Genomic DNA, 21951 nt, shown 5'->3' on the forward strand with positions numbered 1-21951 from the left:
CCCCGGGCCGATATCGCGCGGTTCGTCCGCGGCTCAGGCGATGGCTTCCATCTTGCCTGATGTCGGGATGTTCGGCGCGGTCTGGTTGTCGACGATGACGAGATCGTAGCCGCCGCCATCCTTTAGACGCCACTGGCCGCCGACGAGCGGGGTCTTGGCGATGTTCTTGGTCGCGAAGGGCGGTACATTGGCGCCGTCCCAGGCCACCTTGCCGACGATTGTCTCGAGGTTCGTGGCTGATATGGCGGAGATAACGGCTGCGCTGTCCGTCGGATCGGCGCGCTTCATCACATCGGCTGCGACTTCGAACAACGCATGGATGAAGCCGATCGGCTGGGTCCAGGGCCGGCCGGTCGCCGTCGTAAAGCCGTCGGCGAGGTCCTTGGAGCCCTGGCCGGTCAGCGACGATTTGAACGGATGGCTTGGCGACCACCAGACTTCCGAGGAAAGGTTGTGACCGTTCTTGCCAAGCGCCTCGACGGCCTGAGGAAACAGGATCGCCTTGCCCATGGAAGCAATTTTCGGCTTGAAGCCCTGCTGCTGTGCCTGATTCCAGAATGTCGTGAAATCCGGTGGGATCATCACGCCGGTGATGATTTCGCAGCTGCCCGACTTGAATGCGTTGATCTGCGCCGAGAAATCGTCGGTCAGGTTCTGGTAGCGACCCGGATCGTTGATCGTGTAGCCAAGCTTGTCCAGGACAGGTGGAAAGCCAACTGCCTTGTCGCCCCAGGCATTGCCGTCACCGTCATTGGGGAACAGGCCGCCGACCTTCTTGTTGGTTTCCAGCTGGCCCCACATGTTGGTGAAGACAGCGATGACGTCTTCCAGACCCCAGAAGAAGTGGAAGGCGCTGTTGAACGGTTTCCACGACGCCGGGTCGCCAGGATTTGCCTGCTGGCCGATAAACCAGGGCTGCCACGGCGCCATGGTTGAGATGCAGGGCACTTCCTCTGCCTCGCAGGTCGTCGCCACCGGATTGGTCGTCTCGGGCGTCGAGGCGACCAGCACCGCGTTGACTTCGTCGTTGACGATCAGTTCCTTGGCGACTTCTGCCGCCCGGTTCGGGTTGGACTGGCTGTCCTTCACCACGACTTCGTAGTTCAGTCCGGCCGCCTTGGTGGCCGCCATGAAGCCGTCGATGATGAACTTGTCGGCCTCCGCGAAAGCGGCGAGCGGACCGGATTGCGGGCTGACATAGCCCAGCTTGATCGGGGCGCCTTGCGCGATGGCCGGCATGGCCAGGCCTGAGGTCGCTGCCACGGCTCCTGTGGCGGCTGCGGACTTAAGCAGTTCACGTCTCGTAATCATATGCCTTCCTCCTCCCAAAGAATTCAATATTGCGGTCGCTGACCGCTCCATGCGTCCTGCAAGAGCGCGCGGATCGATGCGTGATCGATCGGCCGCGGGTTCGAGTAGGGATTCCTGGTCGCGATCTCGGCGGCCCGGTCGAGGTCGGCCTCATTGAGGCCGAAGTCCTTGAGTGCCATCGGCGAGCCGATCGACTTCGCGAAATCGTAAAGCGCCTGTCCAGGCGTGCCGCCACCGAAAATGTCCGAGATCGGCGTCATCAGCTCCGGCACCGCGGATGCGTTGAATCCGACAGTGTGCGGCAGCATGATCGAATGTGTCTCCGCATGCGGCGTGTCGAAGCTGCCGCCCAGCGTGTGACAGATCTTGTGATGCAGCGACATCGAGATCTGGCCGAGCACGGTGCCGCAAAGCCAAGCGCCATAAAGTGCCTTCTCTCGGGCCGAACTGGCGCGGGGGCTTTCGATGATAACGGGCAACGCGTCCTTGAGCGCCCGCATCCCATCTATCGCCATCATCGTGGCGATCGGATTGCGGTCGGGCGCATAGAGCCCCTCCGCCGCATGCGCAATCGCGTTCAGGCCGCTGGTAATGCTCATGCCGACAGGCAGGCCGAGCGTGAGCTCCGGATCGTAGATGACGATTTCAGGCGTGATCTTCGGGCTGCGCACCGTGGTCTTGGCACCATTCTCCGTCTGGCCAAGGATCGGCGTCACTTCGGAACCGGCATAAGTCGTGGGCACGACGATCTGCTGGATGTCGGTGCGATAGGCCATGGCCTTGCCGAGCCCGGTGGTCGAGCCGCCGCCGAGCGACACCACGCAATCCGCGCCAAGCTCGGCGGCGCGGGCGACAGCGCGCTCCGTCACCTCGACCGGCGTGTGCATGGCCGCATCGGTGAAGGTGCCGACCGAGAGGGATCCGAGCCGCGCCGACAGGTCTTGGGCATCCGCCGCTTGGTGCGAGGTCGAGAGCACCAGGGCGCGCCGGCATTGCAGTTCCTCGACCCATTTGCCGACATCTGCGCTCGCTCCGTTGCCGAAGACGATGCGCGCTGGGCTCCCCTGATAGCTGAACGACAGTGTCATGACGACGCGCGCCCCTTCTTGGCCCTCACCATCACGAAGGTGAACTCGAGCATCGAGCTCTCTCCCTTGCCCGATGTCTTGAACTCGCCGATCAGTTCTTCCTTGACGCCGAACAGCGCGTCCTGGCCGAGATCGGGATCGCCGCTATCATAGACATGTGTGCTGATCGTCTCGAAGCCATCGGCCTTGATCAGAAAGTGGAGATGCGCCGGGCGCCTGAGCGGAAAACCAAGGCCACCGAGCATCTGGCCGACCGGCCCGTCGCAAGGCACGGCATAGCCACCCGGCCGCACCGTCCGGTAGCGAAAATCGCCCTTGGCATCGGCAGTGAACACGCCGCGAAGGTTGAATTCGGGCTGCTGGTCCGGCTGCTGGTTCTCATAAAAGCCTTCGTTGTTGGCCTGCCAGGTTTCGATCGTGGCGCCCGGGACAGGCTGCCCGTCGAGATCCCGCACATGGCCGGTCACCGCGAGTGCGGGGCCGACGCCATCGAGCGAGATATTGGCGTCGAGCGCTAAGCGCGGCGCGTCCGCCCGGTAGAAGGGGCCGCGAACTGTGTTGGGTGTCGCGCCCTTTGGCCGGCGGGTATTGATCTCCTCGATAAGCGCGGTCACGCCCAGGAGATCCGAAAGCAGCACCCATTCCTGCCGCCGGCCGTCACTGGCGTGACCGACCTCGGTGAGGAACTCCATCGTCCGCCGCCAGTCCGCATGGGTCGGACGCGTCTCGCGGATCAGCTTGTGCAGGTGTTCTATGAAAGAAACCATGAAGGACTGCAAAGGCCCCTCTGCATGCTTGTCGAGCCGCTCGGCCACAAGCTGCGCAGAATTGCGCTCGCTGAACGTTATATCAGGCATGACTCCTCCCATGACGATAACTTAGCAGGCCGAAACTGAGTGCTTGATAATTTTTTTCGCGATTTGTATGCGTATTTGTTATGAAGATCGACGAACGACATCTGGTGCAGCTGGCGGCGGTCGTCCAAGCGGGGGGCGTGACCGAAGGCGCGACGCTGCTGGGGCTTAGCCAGCCGGGGGTGTCCCGTACTCTTGCAATGCTGGAAAAGCGGCTCGGGGAGCCGCTTTTCATCAAGGGCCGAAGGCCACTGCAGCCGACACCGCTCGGCCGCGCGCTGGCCGACCACGGGCAGGCAATGCTCACGGCGTCGCGCAAAGCCTCCGCTCTGGTCGAAGGCTTCCGGCACGGCCGGACAGGGCTCGTGCGCGTTGGCGGCACGCCGTTCTTCATGGATGCGTTGATCGCCGGCATGATCGCTGGTTTCCAGAACGCATTTCCCGAAGTCCGCATCGAACAAAGCTATGGCTATCTTGCCGAATTGCGCGCGGCCATCGTCGCCGACCGCATTGATCTCGCGATCTGCCCGATCGACATGCTCGACGAGGGATCGGGGATGCATTTCCAGGAATTGCTGCCGGGCCGGAACGTGGTGGCCTGTCGCCTTACCCATCCGCTGTTGCTCAAGCGCAAGCTGAACGGGCCGGACCTGCTCGAATATCCGTGGATAGCACCGCCGCCCGGCAGTCCACTGCTTGCCGACCTGAGAAGCCTCGTGCTGTCGCTCGGCGCGACGGAGACCAAGATCCGTTACGCAGGCGGCTCCCTGACGAGCGCGATCAATTACATGAAGGAAAGCGATGCGCTGACCATCCTGCCCCACAGCGTGGTCTTCGCCTATCGCAATGACAAGGCGATCACCGCATTGCCGGTGAACATCCCCCATCCTGAGCGAGCGCTCGGTCTTTTGCGACGCACAGGAGACCTGGGCGCACCGGCTATCGAGGCGTTCTCGGCACATATTCGCAAGAGTTTTGAGAACCTGAGACATCTGATCAAGCGCCACGAGCAATCCGTGGTCTGGGGAATGTAAGTTCGCGGCCGGCGGCGGCGCCGCCGGACCAATGTCAGAAGGTCGCCGAATCGTCCGGCCAGAGCATCACCGGCGCCGAGACCGTATCGACGACAGGACCGAGGCCGTGCCAGGCGCGGTTGGAATAGACCAGGGCTTCCGCCTGCCGCGTCGCATGGGCGCCAGGCGATACGGATGTCAGTTCCGCCGTGACCAGACAGGCGCCCGGCGTTTCCAGCCGGCCGCGGAGCTCCGCCCGGAACCAGAGGTCCACCTGCGGATAATAGGGTTCGCCGCTTTCGAGGCGTCCCCATCGCACATCCGGTCCGAAACGATCACTGCCTGATGTCGCGCAGAGACGGGCGAGTTGCATGTCGGCACGGCGGACGAAGTGGATGACGACCGACCGGGCGCGCTCCACCACCCGGGCGCTCGAGGATGAGGCCGAGAGCGAGACGGCAACCATAGGCGGCGTCGCACTGATTGAGATCAGCGAACTCACGGTCAGCGCCACAGGGCCTTCGCCGACATCCGCCGTGATGATTGCCACACCCGAGGGATGGTGTCGGAACGCCGCGAGAAAGGCGTCCGTGACACCAGAGCCCCCGGCCGCGGCACCCGTTTCTGGTGCCGCCACCTTGTCCGGCATGCCTTTTGCCAGCGCGCTCATTTCTTCTCGATCAGGTCGTAGAACTGCCAGACTCGATCATTCCACAGACCGGCAATGTCGCGGCCCGCGGCAGCGACGATGTTCGGATTGATGGTGAAATGGTTGGCCGCCGTCAGCATCTCGCGATAGATCCGCTGCATCACGCCGTAGCGCAGCGAGACCCCACCGACCGCGCGATAGACGAAATGGCAAGCGTCGACGCCGGCTTCGTGCACTTCCGACTTGGCGAGATGCACAAGGCTGATCTGACGGGTCGTCATGCGGTTGCCGGCCTCGATCGAGGCTTCGACCTCTCGCCACACCTCGAATAGAAAGGCGCGGGCGGCACGGACGCGGGCTTCCGCCCGGCCGAAATCGTACCAGAACTTGTCGCTTTCGCCGAGCAGGCCGGCGCGGCCGGTCTTGGTCCTGGCATATTTCGCGGCTTCGTCGAGCATGCGGCGCGATGCGCCGATCGCCCAGCCGGAATGGCCGATGGCGGCAAGTCCGACGACGCCGAGGCTGAAGAATTCCTTCATGCGCTGCGGCTCGGCGGTCAGGATCGGGAACACCATGTCGTCGGGGATGAAGACATCGTTGGCGGCATAGTCGATGCTGCCGGTGGCCTGGAGGCCGAGGACGTTCCAGTTGCCGAGCAGTTCGTGGTCGCCGACCGGCGCATGGGCACAGAGCACGATCACGTCGCCCTTCTCGTCCTTCGCCGGCTGGCCGTTGCCGTCGTCGAGCAGGGCAGCGGTGTGTGTGTAGGTCGCGTGGTAGATGCCACTGGCATAGGACCACTTGCCGTTCAGGCGATAGCCACCGTCGACCTTCTTCAGCATGCCGGTCGGGGTGCCCTGGCCGGAGAATCGATTGTCGGTCGTGCCGTCGAACAGCCGGCCGATCGCGGTGTCCGGCAGGAAGGCCGCTGACATCGCGCCGATGCAGGTATGGACCATCGAGATCCAGCCGGCGGCACCGCTGTGATAGGTGATTGCCTCGATGAGCTGCAGCCCTTGCGTCGGTGAAAGCTGCGCGCCGCCGATATCCTCGCCGGCGAAGACATGGCTCATCCTGAGCGGCTTGAGCGCTTCGAACGTCTCCTCGTTGAGGCGGCCGAGCTTCTCATTGTCCTCGGAATTCTTGTCGAGGATCGGGCCGATCTTCTCGACATGGGCCATGAGGGACGCGAAGTCCGTCTTCGTACCCCAGTAGCCTGCTGCGTGTTTGATTGGTGCGTTCATGACAATTCCTCCTTGATAGTCCTGGTCATGCGGCTCGCCTGTGGGCGCCGCGCGTGGTTTTACTTGGCGAGGAAGTCGCCGATGGCGGTAACAGTGTGTGGATCTTCCTGCATCGCGAAGTGGCCGACGTCCTTCACGATCAGCGTCTTGGCGTTCGGAATGCGCTCCTGCCAGACAGGCGCCTGCGAAGCCGGCATCATGCGGTCCTTGTCGCCCCAGACGATGAGTGTCTCGTTGGGGATCCGGCTCAGCCAGCGGCCGAGATTGGGGTGGCCCATGCCGTGCACCTTGAGAATGTTGCCGAGCGCCGGACCTTCCTTCTCACGCGCCGCCACGAAGGCCTCCACGGAAGGGCATTCCGAACCGCCGGGGAAATAGCGCGCCGCGACGCCGACATTGTGAGCGAGATAGGCGGGAAACTCTTCCGGCGGGATCCTGCTGAGATCGGCGCCAACATGATCGGGATGATTGAGGCCGGCCGGCGCGTTCAGCACCAGTTTCGCGAATTGCTCGCCGGCGACAGCGGCGATCTCGGCCGCCATCCAGCCGCCCATGGAGTGACCCACGAGATGCGGCCGGTCGAGGCCCAGCGTCTTGATGAGACGGAGGTTGTGGACCACCAAGTCCTGCATCCCGGTGATGTGAGGCGCCTCCGCGCTTTCACCGAAGCCGGGATGGAAAGGCAGATAGACGCGAAAGCGATCTGCCAGGCCGCGCGCCCAGTCATAGCCCTCGATCGTCGCTGCGCCGTGAAGCGCAAGCACGGCGGGACCACGCCCAATCGCCTTCACCACCGTACGTACGCCGTCGATGTCATGGGTCAGGGTTTCAAATTCCATAGAGTTATCCTCCTCGTACAATCGATCAGGCCGCATCGGCGGCGATAAGCACCTTGCATTGCGTGGTCCGGCGCTTGAGGCCCTCGAAGGTTTCGGGCACGTCGCTGAAGCCGATCCGGCCTGATATCAGCGCCTGCGGGCGGTAGCGGCCGGGGCCGAGAGCGCCCAGCGCCGTCTCGAACTCGGCCATGTTGAAAAACACCGCGAAGATCAGCTGGATTTCCTTGGACAATGCCGCAAAGGGATCCCAGTCGTCGCCACCAACGCAGAGGCCGACGCCGACCACCGTCCCATGCGTCCGCACAAGCTTGCAGGCGAAATCGATGAGGCCGCGTTTTCCCACGCATTCGAACACGATGTCGGGTTCGCCGCCGGCCTTGACACGGAACTCGTCCGCCAGACCAGGACCGGAGAGCGCGAAGCCTGTCGCGCCGATGGCGGCGGCGCGCTCCTCCTGATGGCGATTGATATCGGCGACGATGACGTCGCGGGCGCCATGCCGCCGCGCCCAGAAGGCGACCAGCAGGCCGATCGGCCCGGCCCCGAGCACCAGCACACGGTCGCCCGGTTTCAGACCCGACCGCATCACGCAGTGAAGTGCCACGGCAACCGGCTCGGCCAGCGCGCCTTCTGATGTCGGCAGGTCATCGGGAAGAACACGGCACTGGCGCGCGGCGACAGTGGTGAACTCCGCATAGCCGCCACCGATCAGGCGCATTTCGGCGCACCAGGCAGGCTCGCCGCGGCGGCAGCTATCGCAATGTCCGCAGCCGCGCATCGGCGCCACCGCCACCCGGTCACCCGACTTCAGCTCGGAGACGGTGCTGCCGCAGCGTATCACCTCACCGGCAAACTCATGGCCGAGCACGTCATATTGCTTGAGGCCGAAGGTCTTCGGGTCTTCGGTCATGTGCAGATCGGAGCCGCAGATGCCGCAGGCGACGATCCTGAGCAGGACTTCGTCCTCGACCGGTTCGGGGACGGGGCGTTCGCCAACTGTCAGCGGCAGGCCAACGCCGTCGAAAAGTACTGCCTTCATACCCGGTCCTCCATCAAGCGCCGTCGCGTCGGGAACCAGGGCGCATCGACGACTTTGCAGATCAGGCCCCAGATGCCGCCCCGGGCGAAGAGGGCCATGAACAAGGTCATCAGGCCCAGCACCACGAGATAGGTCGCGCCATATTCGCCAAACCAACGCTCGGCGAAGAAGTAGATGAGAGCCCCGATCAGCACGCCTTCCAGCGATCCCAGCCCGCCGACCATGACGATGAAGATCGCAATGTTGGCCCAGTTGGGATCATAGGCCGAGGGCGGGGTGATGCGGAGCTGGGCCATGAAATAGATGGCACCCGCGAGGCCGGTGCCGACGGCCGCCGCCACCCAGATCAGAAAGCGCAGCCGGCTGACATTGACGCCCTGGCTCGCCGCGGCGACCGGATTGTCGCGCATCGCGATCAGCGCAAGGCCATAACGCGAGCGGAGCAACAGATAGCTGCCGCCCACCGTCACCAACAACATCAGCGCGCAGAGAAGTGATACGCCAACGGCGCGCTCGGTCGGCGAATAGGTGGTCATCACGCGCAGGCTCATGCCAGCGCCGGCATTGACATAGCCAAAAACCGAGGTCGCGAGCCGGACCACTTCAGCCACGACCCAGGTGCCGATCGCGAAATAAGGTCCGTCGAGCCGGTGCAGGAGGCCATATGTCGGGATGGCGAGCAGCGCGGGTGCGATCATCGCCAGCACCACGGCAACGAAGGGATTGATGCCCCAGAGCTGCGCCATGACGAACATCATATAGGCGGCGACGCCGACAAAGACCTGCTGTCCGACCGAAACCAGGCCAGCATAGCCCGCGAGCAGGTTCCACATCTGTGCGACCGCAATGTAGCAGCAGAGCTCGACCACGTCGCGGATCAGGCCCTGGCTCGCCCAGATCGGCATCGAGGCGATGGTGAAGAGCACAGCAATGCCGATGGCCATCGCGATGACGCCCGACATGGTCTGGCGCTGGACGCGGACCGGTGGGAGATCCATGGTATCGGCCGGATTCGGGCCTTGTACGGCTGCGAGCGTATGGGTCACGATCTCACTCCTTTCCGAGAAGGCCCTGCGGCCGCAATGCGAGAATGAGCAGGAAGACAATGTGACCGGCCAGGATGCCGAAACCAGGGTCAATGCGGAAACCGATCGACTGGCTGATGCCGAGCACCATCGCGCCGATGAATGCGCCCCAGATCGAGCCCATGCCGCCGATGATCACCGCTTCGAAGGCGTAGATCAGCTGGAAGGCACCGTCAGCAGGCGAGACGGTCGAGCGCATCGACTGGAACACGGCGGCAAAACCGAGAATCGCCACGGCCAACGCGGTCGCACCGGCATAAACCGTCTTGGGGTTCACGCCGGTCATGGCCGCGGCCTCGACATCGGCGGAGGCCGCGCGCAACGACCGGCCGAAGCGGGTGTAGCGCATCGTGCTCGCGAGTCCCGCCGTCAGGACAGTCGCGGTGATCAGAACGATCATGGGCAGCACGCCGACGAAGAGCGGACCGACCTGGAAAGACGCCTGTGCGATGCCGCCACTCGGCAGCGAACGGGTATCGGCCGACCACACCTGCAACATCGCATTCTGGAGCGCGATCGACAGTCCGAAGGTCGCGATCAGCGACGGCAGCGGGTCGGCGCCGACCACCCGGTCGAGAATCAGCCGCTGCAGGATGACGCCGATGACGCCGCCGAGCGCCACGAGAATCACCAGCACCGACCATGGGCCGAGCCCGAAGGTCGAGGCGAGGCTGATGCCAATCAACGCCAGCAGGATCATCAGGTCGCCATGGGTGACGTTAACCAAGCGCATCACCCCGAACATCAACGCCATGCCGAGCGCATACTGCGCGTAGAGCCCGCCGAGCAGGATGCCTTGAACCAGTCCATCAAGCCACTGCATGGGATGCTCCGAAATAGGCTTCTCCGATCGCCTCGCGGGACATCTCCGCCGATCGCCCGGTCAGCGTGACGCGGCCCTCCAGCATGCAGTAGAGCCGGTCCGAAGCAGACTTGGCCAGGCCGACATCCTGCTCGACCACCACGACCGCAGTGCCGCTCTTTGAGATGGACGGGATCGACTGGTAGATTTCGCGGACGACCTTGGGCGCCAGGCCAAGGCTGATCTCGTCGCAGAGCAGCAGGCGCGGCTGGTTGAGCAGTGCCCGGCCGATGGCGACCATCTGCTGCTGGCCGCCGGACAGCGACTGCACCGGGACCACCTGCTTTTCCTTCAGGATCGGGAACAGCGCATAGACGCGTTCGATCGTCCAGGCCTCACCGTGGGCCGGTGCCGCGTGGTCCATGGCGACGCGGAGATTGTCGACAACAGACATGCCCGCGAAGAGCCGCCGACCCTCGGGTACGATGGCCACGCCGTCCGCCACCATCCTGTGTGGCTGGCTGCCGCCGACCGGCCTGCCATCGAGGCGCACCATGTCGGGCGCAACGCGCAACAGACCCATGATCGATTTCAGAAGCGTGGATTTGCCAGCGCCATTCGCGCCGATCAGGGCGACGACTTCACCCGCGGCGACCTCGAAATCAACACCGTAAAGCGCCTGGAAGTCGCCGTAGCGCGCCTTGAGTAGATGGGTGGAGAGAAGTGCAGCGCCCGTCATACCTCGATCCCCATATAGACGCGTCTGACTTCAGCATTTTTGATGACCTCGTCGGGCAGGCCTTCGGCGATCTTCTCGCCGAAATTCAGCACCATGATCCGGTCCGCCACGGCGAGCAGCGCATGCAGCACATGCTCGATCCAGACGATCGTCACACCGCGGTCGCGAATGCGCCGGATCAGCTGCACCAGCGCCTTGCCTTCTTCGTCGGTCAGCCCGCCGGCGATCTCGTCGAGCAGCAGCAGGCTCGGGCTCGACGCAAGCGCACGGGCCAATTCCAGCCGCTTGCGGTCGAGCAGCGTCAGCGAGCCCGCCGAGCGGTTGGCCTTGTCGGAAAGTTCGCAATCGCGGAGAATCTGGGCGCAGAACGCGTAGCTCTCTGCCTCGGAACGCCCGCCGCCAAAAGTCGCGGCGACGAGCAGGTTTTCGAATGTCGACATGCCGACATAGGGGCGGGGGATCTGGTAGGTGCGGCCGATGCCGATCTTGCACCGCAAATGGGGAGGCTGGCCGACGAGGCGTTGCCCGGCGAAGACAAGCTCGCCGGCATCGTTCCTCAAGTCGCCGCTGATCAGATTGAAAAGCGTGGTCTTCCCGGCTCCGTTGGGACCAAGGATGCCAAGCACCTCGCCACGCCGGACATCGAAACCAATGTCGTGCAGGACGCGCAAGGCGCCGAAGGATTTGCTCAACCCTCTCGCTTCTAGCAATACGCCGTCCAACATGCGCCTCCACTTCCGGCTGGAGCGTGCATAGAAACACGCCCCCGCCGGTCATCATGCACTCGGGTTAGTCTTGCGGATCGCCGGGCTTAGCTCGCCCAGGGGATTACCTTCATCTTCTGTTCGGGTTCGAAGAGCTTGTTGACGGTGTTGTCGACGATCCTCAAGTCGTAGGGCCACTTATCGCCCTTGACCCACTGGCCGCCAAAGATCGGCGTCGTCGAAACGTTCTTGTGCGGGCCGCTGGAGAAGTCGACCTTGCCGATCAACGTGTCGATTTTGGTTGCCACCATGGCATCGCGGTTTGCGGTGCGGTCGAGCGGGTTGGACGAACGCTTGAGAATGTCGAGCGCCACTTCCCAGATTGCGTGGCTGTAGCCGAGCGGCTGCGTCCACTGCTTCTTGGTCTCGCTCTCCCACTGGTCGGCGATATCGCGGCTCACCTGGCCGGTCAGCGTCGACTTGAAGGGGAAGGCGGGTGTCCACCACACCTCGGACGACATGCCGTCGCCGAGCGGCCCGAGCGCCTGCACGCCACCCGGGAACAGCAACGCAGCGGCCACGGTAATGGCCTTGGGCTTGTAGCCTTGCTGGGCGCACTGGTTGATGAAGGTCTTGAAGTCATCAGGATAGGTGATGCCGCCGACGATCTCACAGCCGGCATTCTTGAAGGCGGCAATCTGCGCCGAATAGTCGTTGGTGCGTGGCTGGAAGAAGCCCGGGACGGTGATCTCGAAACCGGCCTTCTTGGTCGGCACCGGCAGGCCGTAGTCGTTGTTGCCCCAGGTCTCGCCATCGGCGTTCTGCGGAAACAGCATGCCGACCTTGCGGTTGGTGTCGAGCGTGTTCCACAGACCGACGAAGGTGTTGAGCGCCTCGTCGAGGCCCCAGAAGAAGTGATAGGTCCAGTTGAACGGCTTGTCGGCGCCGCCGCGTGGCATGATGATCGCCTGCCACGGCGCACCGGTCGACAGGCACGGGCACTCGTTGAGTTCCGCCTGGTCGGCCGAGGGGCTGACAGTATCGGTCGTCGATGCCGGCAGCAGCAGATGCACGCCGTCGTTCAGGATCAGGTCGCCGGCGACTTCTGCGGCGCGGTTCGGATCGGACTGGCTGTCGCGGATCAGAATCTCGACGTCGAACTTGCCGGCCGCAGTCTCCAGGCCGTCCTTCAGAAGAGCCTTGATCTTGTCGGCCGCCCAGCCGTCGGTCTCGCCGAACAGCGCGAGCGGGCCCGTCGCGGGCGTGATGAAGCCGAGCTTGATCGTTCCGGCAGATTGCGCCCGGGCAATCATTGGCGCGCCGAGCGCCGACGCGGCCAGACCGGCACCCATGCCCTTGAGCACGGTCCGGCGCGATGGTCTTATCAATTTCGTATTCAGGTCCACCTTGGTCTCCTCCCTCTGGTGTTTCGTCGTCTGCATGCAAACCGGTGACGGCCGGCCGTTCCTCCCTGGCCGGCAGTCACATTACTTGATGCGGTTCATCGCACCGCCATCGATCACGATCTGGCTGCCCGTGACGTAGGACGAGCAGGGTGACGCCAAGTAGAGCGCGAGACCCTTGATGTCCTCGGGGTCTCCGATCCGCCCGATCAGTGATTGTTCCTCGAAAGCCTTGCGATCGGCGGGGATCTTCAGCCGTCCACCGGCGATGTTGGTCATGAAGGGGCCCGGCGAAATGCAGTTGACGAGGATGCCAAACATCCCCAGTTCCATCGCCATCTGGCGGACGAAATGGTCGACGCCGGCCTTAGCGGGCATATAGGAGGTGCCGACGATCGCCTCGTTGATCTGTGCGGCGATCGAGGATGTGACGATGATCCGGCCGCCGCCCGATTTCTTCATGTGCCGGGCAGAATTCTTGACCGTCGTGTAGACCGATGTGAGATTGACCTCGATGCCGCGATCCCATTGCGCGTCGTCGAGCGCGTCGATAGCGCCCTCCGGGATGCGTCCACCCTCCGTCGACAGGAAGCCCGGGCCGGGATCGATGCCAGCATTGGCGAAGACCACGTCGATCCGGCCGTGGCGCTCGGCCACCGCATCGAACGCCTCCTGCATGCGCGGTCGGTCCGAGACATCGACGACCTGTCCCCAGACATCGCCGCCATTGGCCTTGATTTCGGCCACTACGGTTTCAAGCGTTGCCGGATTGAGATCGAAAATGCAGACCCGCGCGCCGTTGTCCGCCATGACCTCCGCATAGGCTCGACCGATGCCGCTGGCGCCGCCGGTAACGATAACCGACTTGCCGCGAACGTCGAACATGTCCTGCAATGTCGCCATTCTGCCTCCTCCCTCCAAGAAGGCTAACAGTGAACGATCCGTGTTTTGATAATTCTTTTCAAGATTAATATGCCGAAATGTTATGAAGATTCATGCCCAGATCACGATGTTGGGGCCGCGATGTTTTCCGGGTTTAGTGACAGTGTGAAAGGCAAAGCGCATGCCGGACGGAAGGGCCACGCCCGCCATCCGGCTCTTGCCGCCATCATCACTCGCTGCAATACTGCTCTACGTCTGAGGCGGACTGCTGGCGGAGAGTTCGGTGTTGGAGGTCAAGGAGGCAAGAGCGACAGCGCTGGGAGAGGCGGAAGCCTATCTCGCGACTTCCTATTGCGATCATCGTCTGACACCCGAGGACAAGACCGAAGCAGTCGATTTCCGACACCGGCGGATACAGTTCGGCGGGTCGGGTTTCAACTTCCTGCAATATGGTAACAAGGTCTCTGTCAGTTCCCGCTTCGATGAATTCTACATGCTTGAAATGCCGCTGGCCGGCGGCGTCGACATCACCTTCGGCAGGGAGTGCATCAGCTCGAAGCCCGGCCAGGCGCTCATCCTTTCACCCGGCCCGAAATTCCACTCCCACTGGCGGGAGGGAACGCGGCAATGGATGCTTCAGATCGATCACCAGCTCGTCGAAGACCGGCTTGTCCGAGCCGCGCGCCGCCGCATTGCCGGCAATCCAATCTTCAATCCGATCATAGACTTAGAGACTCCGTATGGCCGCCATCTTGCTTCCGTCCTGCGGGCTTTCGCCGAGATTTTTTCCGATCCGGCCTGTTCGATCGAGCCCGAGTCGGTCGATGCCGCGCTCGGCTCCGTCGTCGACGAACTCCTGCGCAACATGGCATTCACATCGGGCATTTCGATCGTACCCGAGCGGCTGCATGCCTCGCCGCGCCATGTGAAGCAGGCGATGGATGCATTGAAGATCCGCTACGCTGAACGGCTGCTGATGCCTGCCATCGCCCGGGAGGTTGGCGTCTCGGAACGAGCTCTCTATGACGGCTTCCAGACCTATTATCAGCGCACGCCGCATGAGGTCCTGACGCGCATCCGCATGGAAGCCGCCCGGCGGCTGATCACGGAGGAAGGACGGCCTGCCGCGGAGGCCGCCCGCAACGTCGGCATCCATCACTTCGGACGATTCTCCGCGACCTACAAAGACACGTTCGGCGTGCTGCCCTCGGCGGATATCCGCCGCGATCACTAGCGTCTGGCGCTGGCCAGGCCGTCGCACTATCCACATCCTGCAGAATTCGTGACAGCCGAGGTTTTCCGGCCCCGCATCCCTCATGACACTTCCATGACACGCGCCTAAGGTCCGCCTGATCACCGAAAAGGGGTGGTCGGCGGGAGAATGGAATGCTCATCGGTTTCGATATCGGTTCGACTTCAGTCAAGGCTGCGCTGTTCGACATGAACGGCGCCGTGCTCGACCACTGGAGCCGCACCTATCCGACAGAGCGCCCCGCGGCGGGCATGGTGGAGCAGAATCCGCAGCATTGGCTCGACGGCATCCGCGATGCGATCGATGGTCTGCTGGTTTATCGCAACCCGGCCGACATCCGTGCGGTCGGTCTCTGCAGCCAGGTCAACACCGATGTCTTCGTCGACCGGTCCGGGAGGCCCTTGGCACCGGCGATCACCTGGCAGGATATCCGTGCCGGCGAGGAGGCTGCCAGGCTCGACGCCATGATCGATCCAGCCGAGAAGCGCACCTGGTGGGGTGCGGAACAGCCGATCGGCGCGAGCCATGTGCTGGCCAAGATGATGTGGTTCGCCAGGCATCATCCCGCACTCTGGGCACAGACCCATCAGGTGCTGTCGACGCGGGATTTCTGCCTGCTGCATCTGACAGGGCAGGCCGCATCAGACCCGATCTCCTCCTTTGGCCAGGTCGGCCTCGACCATCGCTATATCAACGCGCTCATCGATCGCGTCCCCGGTGCCGCCGGGAAGCTTCCGCCGCTCCGGCATTTCACCGAAATCGCCGGCGAGATGGCACTCGGCTCGTCCGGAAGGCGGGTACCTGTCGTCACCGGCACGATGGATGCGTGGGGCAACCTTTTCGGCTGCGGTGTCTTCCGGCCGGGTCAGGGCATGTATGTCAGCGGCACGTCCGAGATCCTTGCGCTCGCCGGCGCCAAGCGCATCGGCGCGCCCGGCATCGTCACCTTCGCCACGATCGAGGGGCTTGTCGTCAATGCCGGCCCGACGCAGAGCGGCGCGGATTCGCTACGCTGGTGGGCGGCGACCGCAGGTGTCGACCCAAGCGAAGTCCCGGAGCTTGCCGCCTGCGCCAATCGCGACGACCACCCAATCCTGTTCTTGCCGCATCTCGAGGGCGAGCGCGCGCCGCTCTGGGATTCCGAGATTCGCGGCGCATTTATCGGTCTCGATAGCCGCACCGGCGGCCCGGAATTCGCCCTTGCCGTGCTCGAAGGCGTGGCACTTGCGGCACGCCACGCCATGGGATCGCTTGTCGACGCCGCCGGATTCACCCCGCAGCACATGCTCTATGGCGGCGGCGGTGCCCGCTCCGATCTCTGGAGCCAGATCCGGGCAGACTGCCTCGGCATTCCCCTGCATCGCTTCGCCTTTACCGATGTCGGCTGCCTGGGCGGCGCCATTCTCGCCGCCGTCGGCATCGGCGCGTTCAAGACCATCGCCGACGCCGTGCCCGCCATGACCAGCGTCGAGCGGGTCTTCGAGCCTGATCCGCGACGGGCCGGACGCTATGACGCGATGTTCCAAGCCTATCGAAGCGCGGTCGACGCACTTCGCCCTATCGGCCTGATCCGGACGGGCGGGCCGCAATGACAGACGAAGCCATCATTTCCAGAAGAGGAGCAGGACAATGAGAAGACTTGCAATCGGAGCTGCCATTGCGGCACTCCTGTCATCGGCCTCCGCGGCGTTTGCCACGGATGTCACCATCCTGACGCCCTATATCAGCTCGGTGCCGACCAACGAAATGGCACAGAGCTTCAAGGCCGAAGGCGAAAAGCGCGGCTGGAACGTGACCATCATCGACACCCGCAACGACTTCGGCCAGCTGGCGTCGCGCCTCGAAGACACCGTCAATGCCAAGGCCTCGGCCATCGTGCTGATCTCGACCGATCCCGCGCAGGTGGGCGACCAGGTCGAGCTGGCGGCGAAATCGGGCATTCCCGTGATCTCGCTCGACGGTTCCAAGAATCCGAACGTTGCCGTCAACGTGACGTCGAACAATTTCGATCTCGGCGCACAGCTCTCCGACGCACTGTTCAAGGCGCTGGGCGGCAAGGGCAACATCGTGAAATTTTTCCATTCTGCCCATCCCGGTGTGCATCAGCGTGAACTGGCGCTCGACGAGGCACTGAAGAAGAACCCTGATGTGAAGGTCATCGCCGACCATTTCGTCAAGGTGCCCGGTCCGATCGACGACGGCCGGGTGGCAATGGAAAACATCCTCAAACAGCACGGCGACGAGATCAATGGCGTCTGGGCTGCCTGGGACGATCCGGGCGTCGGCGCGGAGCTCGCGACGGAGTCGGAAAAGGCGGATGCCAAATTCATCATCATGGGCATCGACGGCAGCCAGCAGGCGATCGACATGATCAAGGCCTGCAGCCGCTACAAGGCAACCTTCCGCCAGGACTTCCCGAAAATGGCGGCGGTTGGCGCCGAGCAGCTCGAAAAGATCCTCGGCGGCGGCAAGGCCGACAAGGACGAGATCTTTGTCCCGGCCGTCATGATCACGCCGGAGTCGCTCGGCGTGAAGTGCCCATAAGCGAAGGGTAAGCGCCATGCTGCTGGAGATCCGGGGACTCGAGAAACGCTTCAGCGGTGTGCGTGCCCTCGCCGGCGCCGACCTTTCCGTCGCCGCCGGGTCGGTGCATGGCCTGCTCGGCGAAAACGGCGCCGGCAAGTCGACGCTGATCAAGACGCTGTCCGGCCTCGTGAGGCCGGACGCCGGAGAGCTCCGCATCGATGGCCGGCCAACGTCGATCGACGGCGTGCGCCAGGCGGAGGCGCAGGGTTTCCGCTTCATTCACCAGGAACTCAGCCTCGTGCCGCAATTCGACGCGGTCGAGAATGCCTTTGTCGGCCGTGCTTATCCCCGGAGCGGGCCGTTCATCGATCGCGCGGCCATGTGGCGCGCGGTCAGCGGAACAGCCGCCGCGATCGCGCCCGATCTGCCACTGGACATACCGGCCGGCCGCTTGACCACCGGCCAGAAGCAGCTCGTCGAGATCATTCGGGCATTGATGAACGAGCCGGCGCGGCTGGTCGTCATGGACGAGCCGACCGCGTCGCTCTCCGAAGGCGAGGCAAGGCGGCTTCACCAGGCGGTGCGGGCACTGGCCGCCCGCGGTGTCGCCATCATCTACATTTCACACCGTCTCGATGAGGTCGCCGAGATCTGCGACAGCTTCACCGTGCTGCGCAATGGGACCACCGCGGGCACCGGCGCCATTCAGGGCACGACGCGTGCCGATCTGGTGCGCCTGATGTCGGGCCATGAGGAGATCGCTAGCGGTCGCCCGTCGCCGACCATGGTTGGCAAGCCGGTTCTCGAGGTCAAGAACCTGCCGTTCGGCCGGCGCGGCAACAGCGTGTCGCTCGCCGTGTCCGAAGGCGAAATCTTCGGCCTCTATGGTCTCGTCGGCGCCGGGCGATCTTCCTTCATGAAGATGGTCTGGGGTTCGCGATCATCCGAAGGTGGCACGATTGCGATCGATGGCCAGCCGCTGAAGCCGGGCGACATCCGGGGGCGGATCCGCCTTGGTGGAGCCTATGTGCCGGAAGATCGTCGACATGAGGGATTGGTGACTGCGCGTTCCATCGCCGAAAACCTCGCGATCAGCGATCTCGGCCGCGTCCGCTCCAATCCAGCCTTACCGCTCACCAGCCGCAGCCTGCTGGCCGCCCGAACGGAGGATATCCGCAAGCAGCTCTCGGTGAAGATGAGTTCGCCCTGGGCCATGCCGCTCACGCTCTCGGGTGGCAACCAGCAGAAGCTGCTGTTCGGCCGCTGGTTCGGCGGGCGCATCCGGCTCTTGATCCTGGACGAGCCGACCCGCGGCGTCGATGTCGGCGCCAAGGCGGAGATCCACGCCATTGTCAGGCGCATTGCGGCCGAAGGGGCGGCCGTGCTTATGACGACCAGCGACATGGACGAGCTTCTCGCGCTCGCCCATCGTGTCGTGGTCTTCGCCAATGGCGAAGTCACCGCGCGCCTGGAATCCGGGGAACTGACCCCACCCCGGATCATCGACGCTGCATTCCACCAAGACACCAGGAAAGTTCCAGCCGCATGACCGGCATTGCCAGACAATACGGGACCCTGTTCGCGCTCGTCGCGATCATCGTCGTCTTCTCGATCGCCTCGCCAGGTGCGTTCGGCTCGATGTCGAACCTGATCAATATCACCCAGCAGATGACGCTGCTGGCGATCGTCGCCATCGGCGCCACGGTGGTGATGGCCGTCGGCGAGTTCGATCTTTCGACGGCAGCGATCGTCTCCTTCGGCGGCATCTTCGTCGTTTATCTCTTCAAGCTCGGCGTGCCGGCGCCCCTTGCCTGCCTGCTGGTGCTCACGGTTGCGGCCATTTTCGGTGCAGTCTCGGGCTACATCGTCTCCCGCTTCCAGGTGCTCTCCTTCATCGCCACGCTCGCCGCCGGCACGATCATCGGCGGCATCACCTTCTGGATTTCCGATGGCGCAACCCTGCTCGGCGACATCCCGGCTGGTTTCCGCGATATCGCCCGCGGTCGTGCTTTGGGCCTACCGACCCTGACATGGTGGCTCATTGTGATCGCACTCGCGGTCTGGGTCCTGCTGGACAAGCTGGAGATCGGTCGCCGGCTCTATGCGATCGGTGGCAACAGGGAGGCCGCACGGCTGGCGGGCGTGCCCATCGTCTCCAATACGATGACCGCCTTCGTCGTCTCGGCCATGCTCGCGGCTCTGGTTGGCATCCTTCTCACCGCCCGCATCGGTAGCGCCAATCCCACCGGCGGCGGAGGCTATCTGCTCAGCGCCTATGCCGCCGTGTTCCTCGGCATGACGGCGTTCCGCGAAGGCGAGGCGAACCTGCCGGGCACGGTGGTGGGCGCCGGTATCATCGCCGTGATCGGCAACGGCCTGACCATCCTCGGTGTCTCGACTTTCCTGCAGGACATCATCACCGGCACGATCATCCTCTCCGCCGTGCTGGTGCGCCGGATCGGCAAGCAGGCGGGATGATGGAGATGACCACAGCACGTCAGCGACCGGGCCGCTATGGTCGGTTCGGCGGACAGTTCGTGGCGCCGGTGCTGCTCCCGGTGCTTGACCGGCTGGAGGCCGCCTTTGACGATGCCTGGTCCGACCCGTCCTTCCACCGTGAACTCGAAGGCCTACTCGCGCGCTTCGTCGGTCGGCCGACGCCGATCTTCGAGACCACCACGTTCGCTTCGGTCAATGGCGGCGCGCGCATCATCCTCAAGCGCGACGACCTGACCTTCAATGGCGGCAATTATGCCAACTCTGCCCTCGGCCAGTGCCTTCTCGCCGCCCGGATGGGATTCCGTTCCGTTGTCACCGATACGGGTTCGGGCCAGAACGGCGTCGCAGCCGCCGCTGTCGCAGCAAGGCTCGGGCTCGGTTGTACGATCTACATGGGCAGCCGCGATGCTGCGCGCCATGCCGCGACGATCAAGAAAATGCGCGCTTTCGGCGCGGATCTGAAGGTGGTCGAGGATGCAGAACGGACATTGAGCTCAGCGACCTCGGCCGCAACCCGCCACTGGATGGGCAACAGCGCCACGTCAGCCTATCTGGCCGGCGCCCCCATCGGCCCGCATCCCTATCCGGCCATGGTCAGCGCCTTCCAGGCGGTGATCGGCCGCGAGACACGGCTGCAGCTGATCGAGGCTGGCATACTGCCGAAGGCTATCCTATCGGCCGTCGGCGGCGGTTCCTCCACGATCGGCATCTTTTCCGCATTCGTCGGTGACCCGCAGATCCGGCTGATCGCGGTCGAGGCTGGCGGAACGGGCGGTGATGGTGCGCTGCATTCGGAGCGGCTCGGCAAAGGCCGGCGCGGCATATTCCACGGCGCCGAAACGCTCGTACTGGCTGACGAACACGGACAGATCCTGCCCGTCGCTTCGGTCGCGCCGGGGCTGGCCTATCCAGGTTCTGCACCTGAAATTGCCGACCTCGTCGAGCGCGGCCGCGTGGAAACCATCGCCATCGCCGACGACGAGGCACGCCAGGCCGTGCTTGGGCTCGCAGCCCGGGAGGGCATCCTCGTTTCCCTCGAGGCAGGGCACGCCGTCGCGGCAGCCGAACGCATCGCGAGGCTCTATGATCGCAACCACGCAATCGTCGTGATGGTGCCCGCCGCCGGCGACAAGGACCTCGACATGATCTGGCCCGGAGACTGACGATGGCACGCAAAGGCAACCGGATCGACCTGATGTTCCGCCGGCTCAAATCCGAGGGACGCAGCGCCTTCGCGACCTTCACCCTGTCCAGCGACCCGTCCTTCGACGAAAGCCTCGCGCGCCTGCGTCTGCTGGTGCGAAACGGCATCGATCTCCTCGAGATCGGACATCCGTTCTCCGATCCGATCCTCGATGGTGCGACGATCCAGAAGGCCAACCGCCGGGCACTCGCCGCGGGCGGCAGCCTCTCTCGCACATTCGACCTCTGCGCCGCCTTCCGTGCCGAGGACGACATGACACCCATCATATTGATGGGCTATGCGAACCCCATCGTGACCATGGGATACGATGCGTTCGTGGCTCGCGCCGCCGCAGCGGGAATCGACGGCCTCATCGTCGCCGATCTGCCATTGCGCGAGGCAGAGCCCCTTCTCGATGTTGTTTCCCGCAAGGGCCTGTTCTTCATCCCGCTCGCGGCGCCAACGGTCGCCGCGGAAGACTTTACTTCCCGCCATGCCGGCGTCGGGGGTTTCCTGTATTGCATCCCCGTGGTCGGGCCGACCGGCGGTCCCTCCGCCTCCACACAGGCCATTGCCGAAGCTGTCGCCCGGTGTCGGCTGGCGAGCGATCTCCCGGTCATGGTTGGCTTCGGCGTGAAGAGCCCTCGAATGGCCGCCGCTGTCGCCGAGATTGCCGATGGCGTTGTTGTGGCTTCAGTGCTTATCGAGGAATTCGAGCGGATGAGGATCGAACGGGGCGGAGAGGGCTTTGCCGCCGCAGCGGGCGACCTGACCATGGAATATCGGCGCGGGATCGATGGAGTTCTCGCCATTCGTGAGTGAGAAGTATCGCGCTGAAG

21 protein-coding genes are annotated in these 21951 nt (G+C 63.9%); 8 read left to right on the top strand and 13 right to left on the bottom strand.

Going from position 1 to position 21951, the window contains the following annotated elements; all coding sequences use genetic code 11:
• Positions 1-33 precede the first annotated feature (33 nt).
• The 3 genes from AC2YI2_RS17270 to AC2YI2_RS17280 are packed head-to-tail and all read right to left on the bottom strand — an operon-like array spanning position 34 to position 3256.
• Positions 34-1311: an ABC transporter substrate-binding protein gene (locus tag AC2YI2_RS17270; protein WP_487387727.1), complete on the bottom strand. Its 1278-nt coding sequence runs from the start codon at positions 1309-1311 to the stop codon at positions 34-36.
• A gap of 23 nt (positions 1312-1334) precedes the next feature.
• Positions 1335-2399 carry a maleylacetate reductase gene (locus AC2YI2_RS17275; RefSeq protein ID WP_487387728.1) on the bottom strand — a complete coding sequence of 355 codons (1065 nt, stop codon included), beginning with the start codon at positions 2397-2399 and terminating at the stop codon, positions 1335-1337.
• A complete protein-coding gene (locus AC2YI2_RS17280) occupies positions 2396-3256 on the bottom strand; it encodes a dioxygenase family protein (RefSeq protein WP_487387729.1) in 861 nt (286 codons plus the stop codon). Before AC2YI2_RS17280 ends, AC2YI2_RS17275 begins: the two co-directional genes overlap by 4 nt.
• Positions 3257-3336: 80 nt before the next feature.
• On the opposite strand from AC2YI2_RS17280, the gene AC2YI2_RS17285 reads away from it, so the two are divergent.
• Positions 3337-4287, top strand: coding sequence for a LysR family transcriptional regulator (locus AC2YI2_RS17285; RefSeq protein WP_487387730.1), 951 nt, complete (start codon positions 3337-3339; stop codon positions 4285-4287).
• A gap of 34 nt (positions 4288-4321) precedes the next feature.
• Here the strand turns inward: AC2YI2_RS17285 and AC2YI2_RS17290 are convergent, their stop codons facing one another.
• From AC2YI2_RS17290 to AC2YI2_RS17335, 10 genes are all read right to left on the bottom strand, one after another.
• Positions 4322-4936, bottom strand: coding sequence for a flavin reductase (locus AC2YI2_RS17290; RefSeq protein ID WP_487387731.1), 615 nt, complete (start codon positions 4934-4936; stop codon positions 4322-4324).
• Complete coding sequence (locus AC2YI2_RS17295; RefSeq protein ID WP_487387732.1) at positions 4933-6159, bottom strand: acyl-CoA dehydrogenase family protein; 1227 nt, start codon at positions 6157-6159, stop codon at positions 4933-4935. The genes AC2YI2_RS17290 and AC2YI2_RS17295 overlap by 4 nt, the downstream gene beginning before the upstream one ends.
• Before the next feature lie 59 nt (positions 6160-6218).
• Complete coding sequence (locus tag AC2YI2_RS17300) at positions 6219-6998, bottom strand: alpha/beta fold hydrolase (RefSeq protein ID WP_487387733.1); 780 nt, start codon at positions 6996-6998, stop codon at positions 6219-6221.
• Positions 6999-7023: 25 nt separating this feature from the next.
• Positions 7024-8037 (bottom strand): zinc-dependent alcohol dehydrogenase, encoded by a 1014-nt coding sequence (locus AC2YI2_RS17305; protein WP_487387734.1) that lies wholly within the window; start codon positions 8035-8037, stop codon positions 7024-7026.
• Positions 8034-9083 carry a branched-chain amino acid ABC transporter permease gene (locus AC2YI2_RS17310; RefSeq protein ID WP_487387735.1) on the bottom strand — a complete coding sequence of 350 codons (1050 nt, stop codon included), beginning with the start codon at positions 9081-9083 and terminating at the stop codon, positions 8034-8036. Before AC2YI2_RS17310 ends, AC2YI2_RS17305 begins: the two co-directional genes overlap by 4 nt.
• A gap of 4 nt (positions 9084-9087) precedes the next feature.
• The gene (locus AC2YI2_RS17315; protein ID WP_487387736.1) at positions 9088-9945 is read right to left on the bottom strand and encodes a branched-chain amino acid ABC transporter permease; all 858 of its coding nucleotides are present in this window, start codon (positions 9943-9945) and stop codon (positions 9088-9090) included.
• The gene (locus AC2YI2_RS17320) at positions 9932-10663 is read right to left on the bottom strand and encodes an ABC transporter ATP-binding protein (RefSeq protein WP_487387737.1); all 732 of its coding nucleotides are present in this window, start codon (positions 10661-10663) and stop codon (positions 9932-9934) included. Before AC2YI2_RS17320 ends, AC2YI2_RS17315 begins: the two co-directional genes overlap by 14 nt.
• Positions 10660-11388 (bottom strand): ABC transporter ATP-binding protein, encoded by a 729-nt coding sequence (locus tag AC2YI2_RS17325; RefSeq protein WP_487387738.1) that lies wholly within the window; start codon positions 11386-11388, stop codon positions 10660-10662. Before AC2YI2_RS17325 ends, AC2YI2_RS17320 begins: the two co-directional genes overlap by 4 nt.
• An 86-nt stretch (positions 11389-11474) precedes the next feature.
• A complete protein-coding gene (locus AC2YI2_RS17330; protein ID WP_487387739.1) occupies positions 11475-12773 on the bottom strand; it encodes an ABC transporter substrate-binding protein in 1299 nt (432 codons plus the stop codon).
• An 81-nt stretch (positions 12774-12854) separates the two neighbouring features.
• Positions 12855-13673 carry an SDR family NAD(P)-dependent oxidoreductase gene (locus AC2YI2_RS17335; RefSeq protein ID WP_487387740.1) on the bottom strand — a complete coding sequence of 273 codons (819 nt, stop codon included), beginning with the start codon at positions 13671-13673 and terminating at the stop codon, positions 12855-12857.
• 262 nt (positions 13674-13935) lie between these two features.
• Here AC2YI2_RS17335 and AC2YI2_RS17340 point away from each other — a divergent pair, with 262 nt between their 5' ends.
• From AC2YI2_RS17340 to trpA, 7 genes are all read left to right on the top strand, one after another.
• On the top strand, positions 13936-14886 hold the full coding sequence (locus AC2YI2_RS17340; protein ID WP_487387741.1) for an AraC family transcriptional regulator: 951 nt from the start codon (positions 13936-13938) through the stop codon (positions 14884-14886).
• Between the two features lie 152 nt (positions 14887-15038).
• Positions 15039-16496, top strand: a complete 1458-nt coding sequence (locus AC2YI2_RS17345; RefSeq protein ID WP_487387742.1) for a xylulokinase — start codon at positions 15039-15041, stop codon at positions 16494-16496.
• Between the two features lie 37 nt (positions 16497-16533).
• Entirely contained in the window at positions 16534-17448 is a 915-nt protein-coding gene (locus AC2YI2_RS17350) for a sugar ABC transporter substrate-binding protein (protein ID WP_487387743.1), read from the top strand.
• A 16-nt stretch (positions 17449-17464) separates the two neighbouring features.
• The gene (locus tag AC2YI2_RS17355; RefSeq protein ID WP_487387744.1) at positions 17465-18979 is read left to right on the top strand and encodes a sugar ABC transporter ATP-binding protein; all 1515 of its coding nucleotides are present in this window, start codon (positions 17465-17467) and stop codon (positions 18977-18979) included.
• Positions 18976-19908 (top strand): ABC transporter permease, encoded by a 933-nt coding sequence (locus AC2YI2_RS17360; protein ID WP_487387745.1) that lies wholly within the window; start codon positions 18976-18978, stop codon positions 19906-19908. The genes AC2YI2_RS17355 and AC2YI2_RS17360 overlap by 4 nt, the downstream gene beginning before the upstream one ends.
• Before the next feature lie 5 nt (positions 19909-19913).
• Positions 19914-21092: a tryptophan synthase subunit beta gene (gene trpB, locus AC2YI2_RS17365; RefSeq protein WP_487387746.1), complete on the top strand. Its 1179-nt coding sequence runs from the start codon at positions 19914-19916 to the stop codon at positions 21090-21092.
• 2 nt (positions 21093-21094) lie between these two features.
• Positions 21095-21934, top strand: coding sequence for a tryptophan synthase subunit alpha (trpA, locus tag AC2YI2_RS17370; RefSeq protein WP_487387747.1), 840 nt, complete (start codon positions 21095-21097; stop codon positions 21932-21934).
• The last annotated feature ends 17 nt before the right edge of the window (positions 21935-21951 follow it).

This window comes from Rhizobium sp. SRI_017 (assembly GCF_057586295.1).

What these genes read in the sequence shown, in the direction of transcription:
- AC2YI2_RS17270 (WP_487387727.1), bottom strand. Translation starts at nt 1,311, where the DNA reads ATGATTACGAGACGTGAACTGCTTAAGTCCGCAGCCGCCACAGGAGCC.
- AC2YI2_RS17275 (WP_487387728.1), bottom strand. Translation starts at nt 2,399, where the DNA reads ATGACACTGTCGTTCAGCTATCAGGGGAGCCCAGCGCGCATCGTCTTC.
- AC2YI2_RS17280 (WP_487387729.1), bottom strand. Translation starts at nt 3,256, where the DNA reads ATGCCTGATATAACGTTCAGCGAGCGCAATTCTGCGCAGCTTGTGGCC.
- AC2YI2_RS17285 (WP_487387730.1), top strand. Translation starts at nt 3,337, where the DNA reads ATGAAGATCGACGAACGACATCTGGTGCAGCTGGCGGCGGTCGTCCAA.
- AC2YI2_RS17290 (WP_487387731.1), bottom strand. Translation starts at nt 4,936, where the DNA reads ATGAGCGCGCTGGCAAAAGGCATGCCGGACAAGGTGGCGGCACCAGAA.
- AC2YI2_RS17295 (WP_487387732.1), bottom strand. Translation starts at nt 6,159, where the DNA reads ATGAACGCACCAATCAAACACGCAGCAGGCTACTGGGGTACGAAGACG.
- AC2YI2_RS17300 (WP_487387733.1), bottom strand. Translation starts at nt 6,998, where the DNA reads ATGGAATTTGAAACCCTGACCCATGACATCGACGGCGTACGTACGGTG.
- AC2YI2_RS17305 (WP_487387734.1), bottom strand. Translation starts at nt 8,037, where the DNA reads ATGAAGGCAGTACTTTTCGACGGCGTTGGCCTGCCGCTGACAGTTGGC.
- AC2YI2_RS17315 (WP_487387736.1), bottom strand. Translation starts at nt 9,945, where the DNA reads ATGCAGTGGCTTGATGGACTGGTTCAAGGCATCCTGCTCGGCGGGCTC.
- AC2YI2_RS17320 (WP_487387737.1), bottom strand. Translation starts at nt 10,663, where the DNA reads ATGACGGGCGCTGCACTTCTCTCCACCCATCTACTCAAGGCGCGCTAC.
- AC2YI2_RS17325 (WP_487387738.1), bottom strand. Translation starts at nt 11,388, where the DNA reads ATGTTGGACGGCGTATTGCTAGAAGCGAGAGGGTTGAGCAAATCCTTC.
- AC2YI2_RS17335 (WP_487387740.1), bottom strand. Translation starts at nt 13,673, where the DNA reads ATGGCGACATTGCAGGACATGTTCGACGTTCGCGGCAAGTCGGTTATC.
- AC2YI2_RS17345 (WP_487387742.1), top strand. Translation starts at nt 15,039, where the DNA reads ATGCTCATCGGTTTCGATATCGGTTCGACTTCAGTCAAGGCTGCGCTG.
- AC2YI2_RS17350 (WP_487387743.1), top strand. Translation starts at nt 16,534, where the DNA reads ATGAGAAGACTTGCAATCGGAGCTGCCATTGCGGCACTCCTGTCATCG.
- AC2YI2_RS17355 (WP_487387744.1), top strand. Translation starts at nt 17,465, where the DNA reads ATGCTGCTGGAGATCCGGGGACTCGAGAAACGCTTCAGCGGTGTGCGT.
- AC2YI2_RS17360 (WP_487387745.1), top strand. Translation starts at nt 18,976, where the DNA reads ATGACCGGCATTGCCAGACAATACGGGACCCTGTTCGCGCTCGTCGCG.
- trpB (WP_487387746.1), top strand. Translation starts at nt 19,914, where the DNA reads ATGACCACAGCACGTCAGCGACCGGGCCGCTATGGTCGGTTCGGCGGA.
- trpA (WP_487387747.1), top strand. Translation starts at nt 21,095, where the DNA reads ATGGCACGCAAAGGCAACCGGATCGACCTGATGTTCCGCCGGCTCAAA.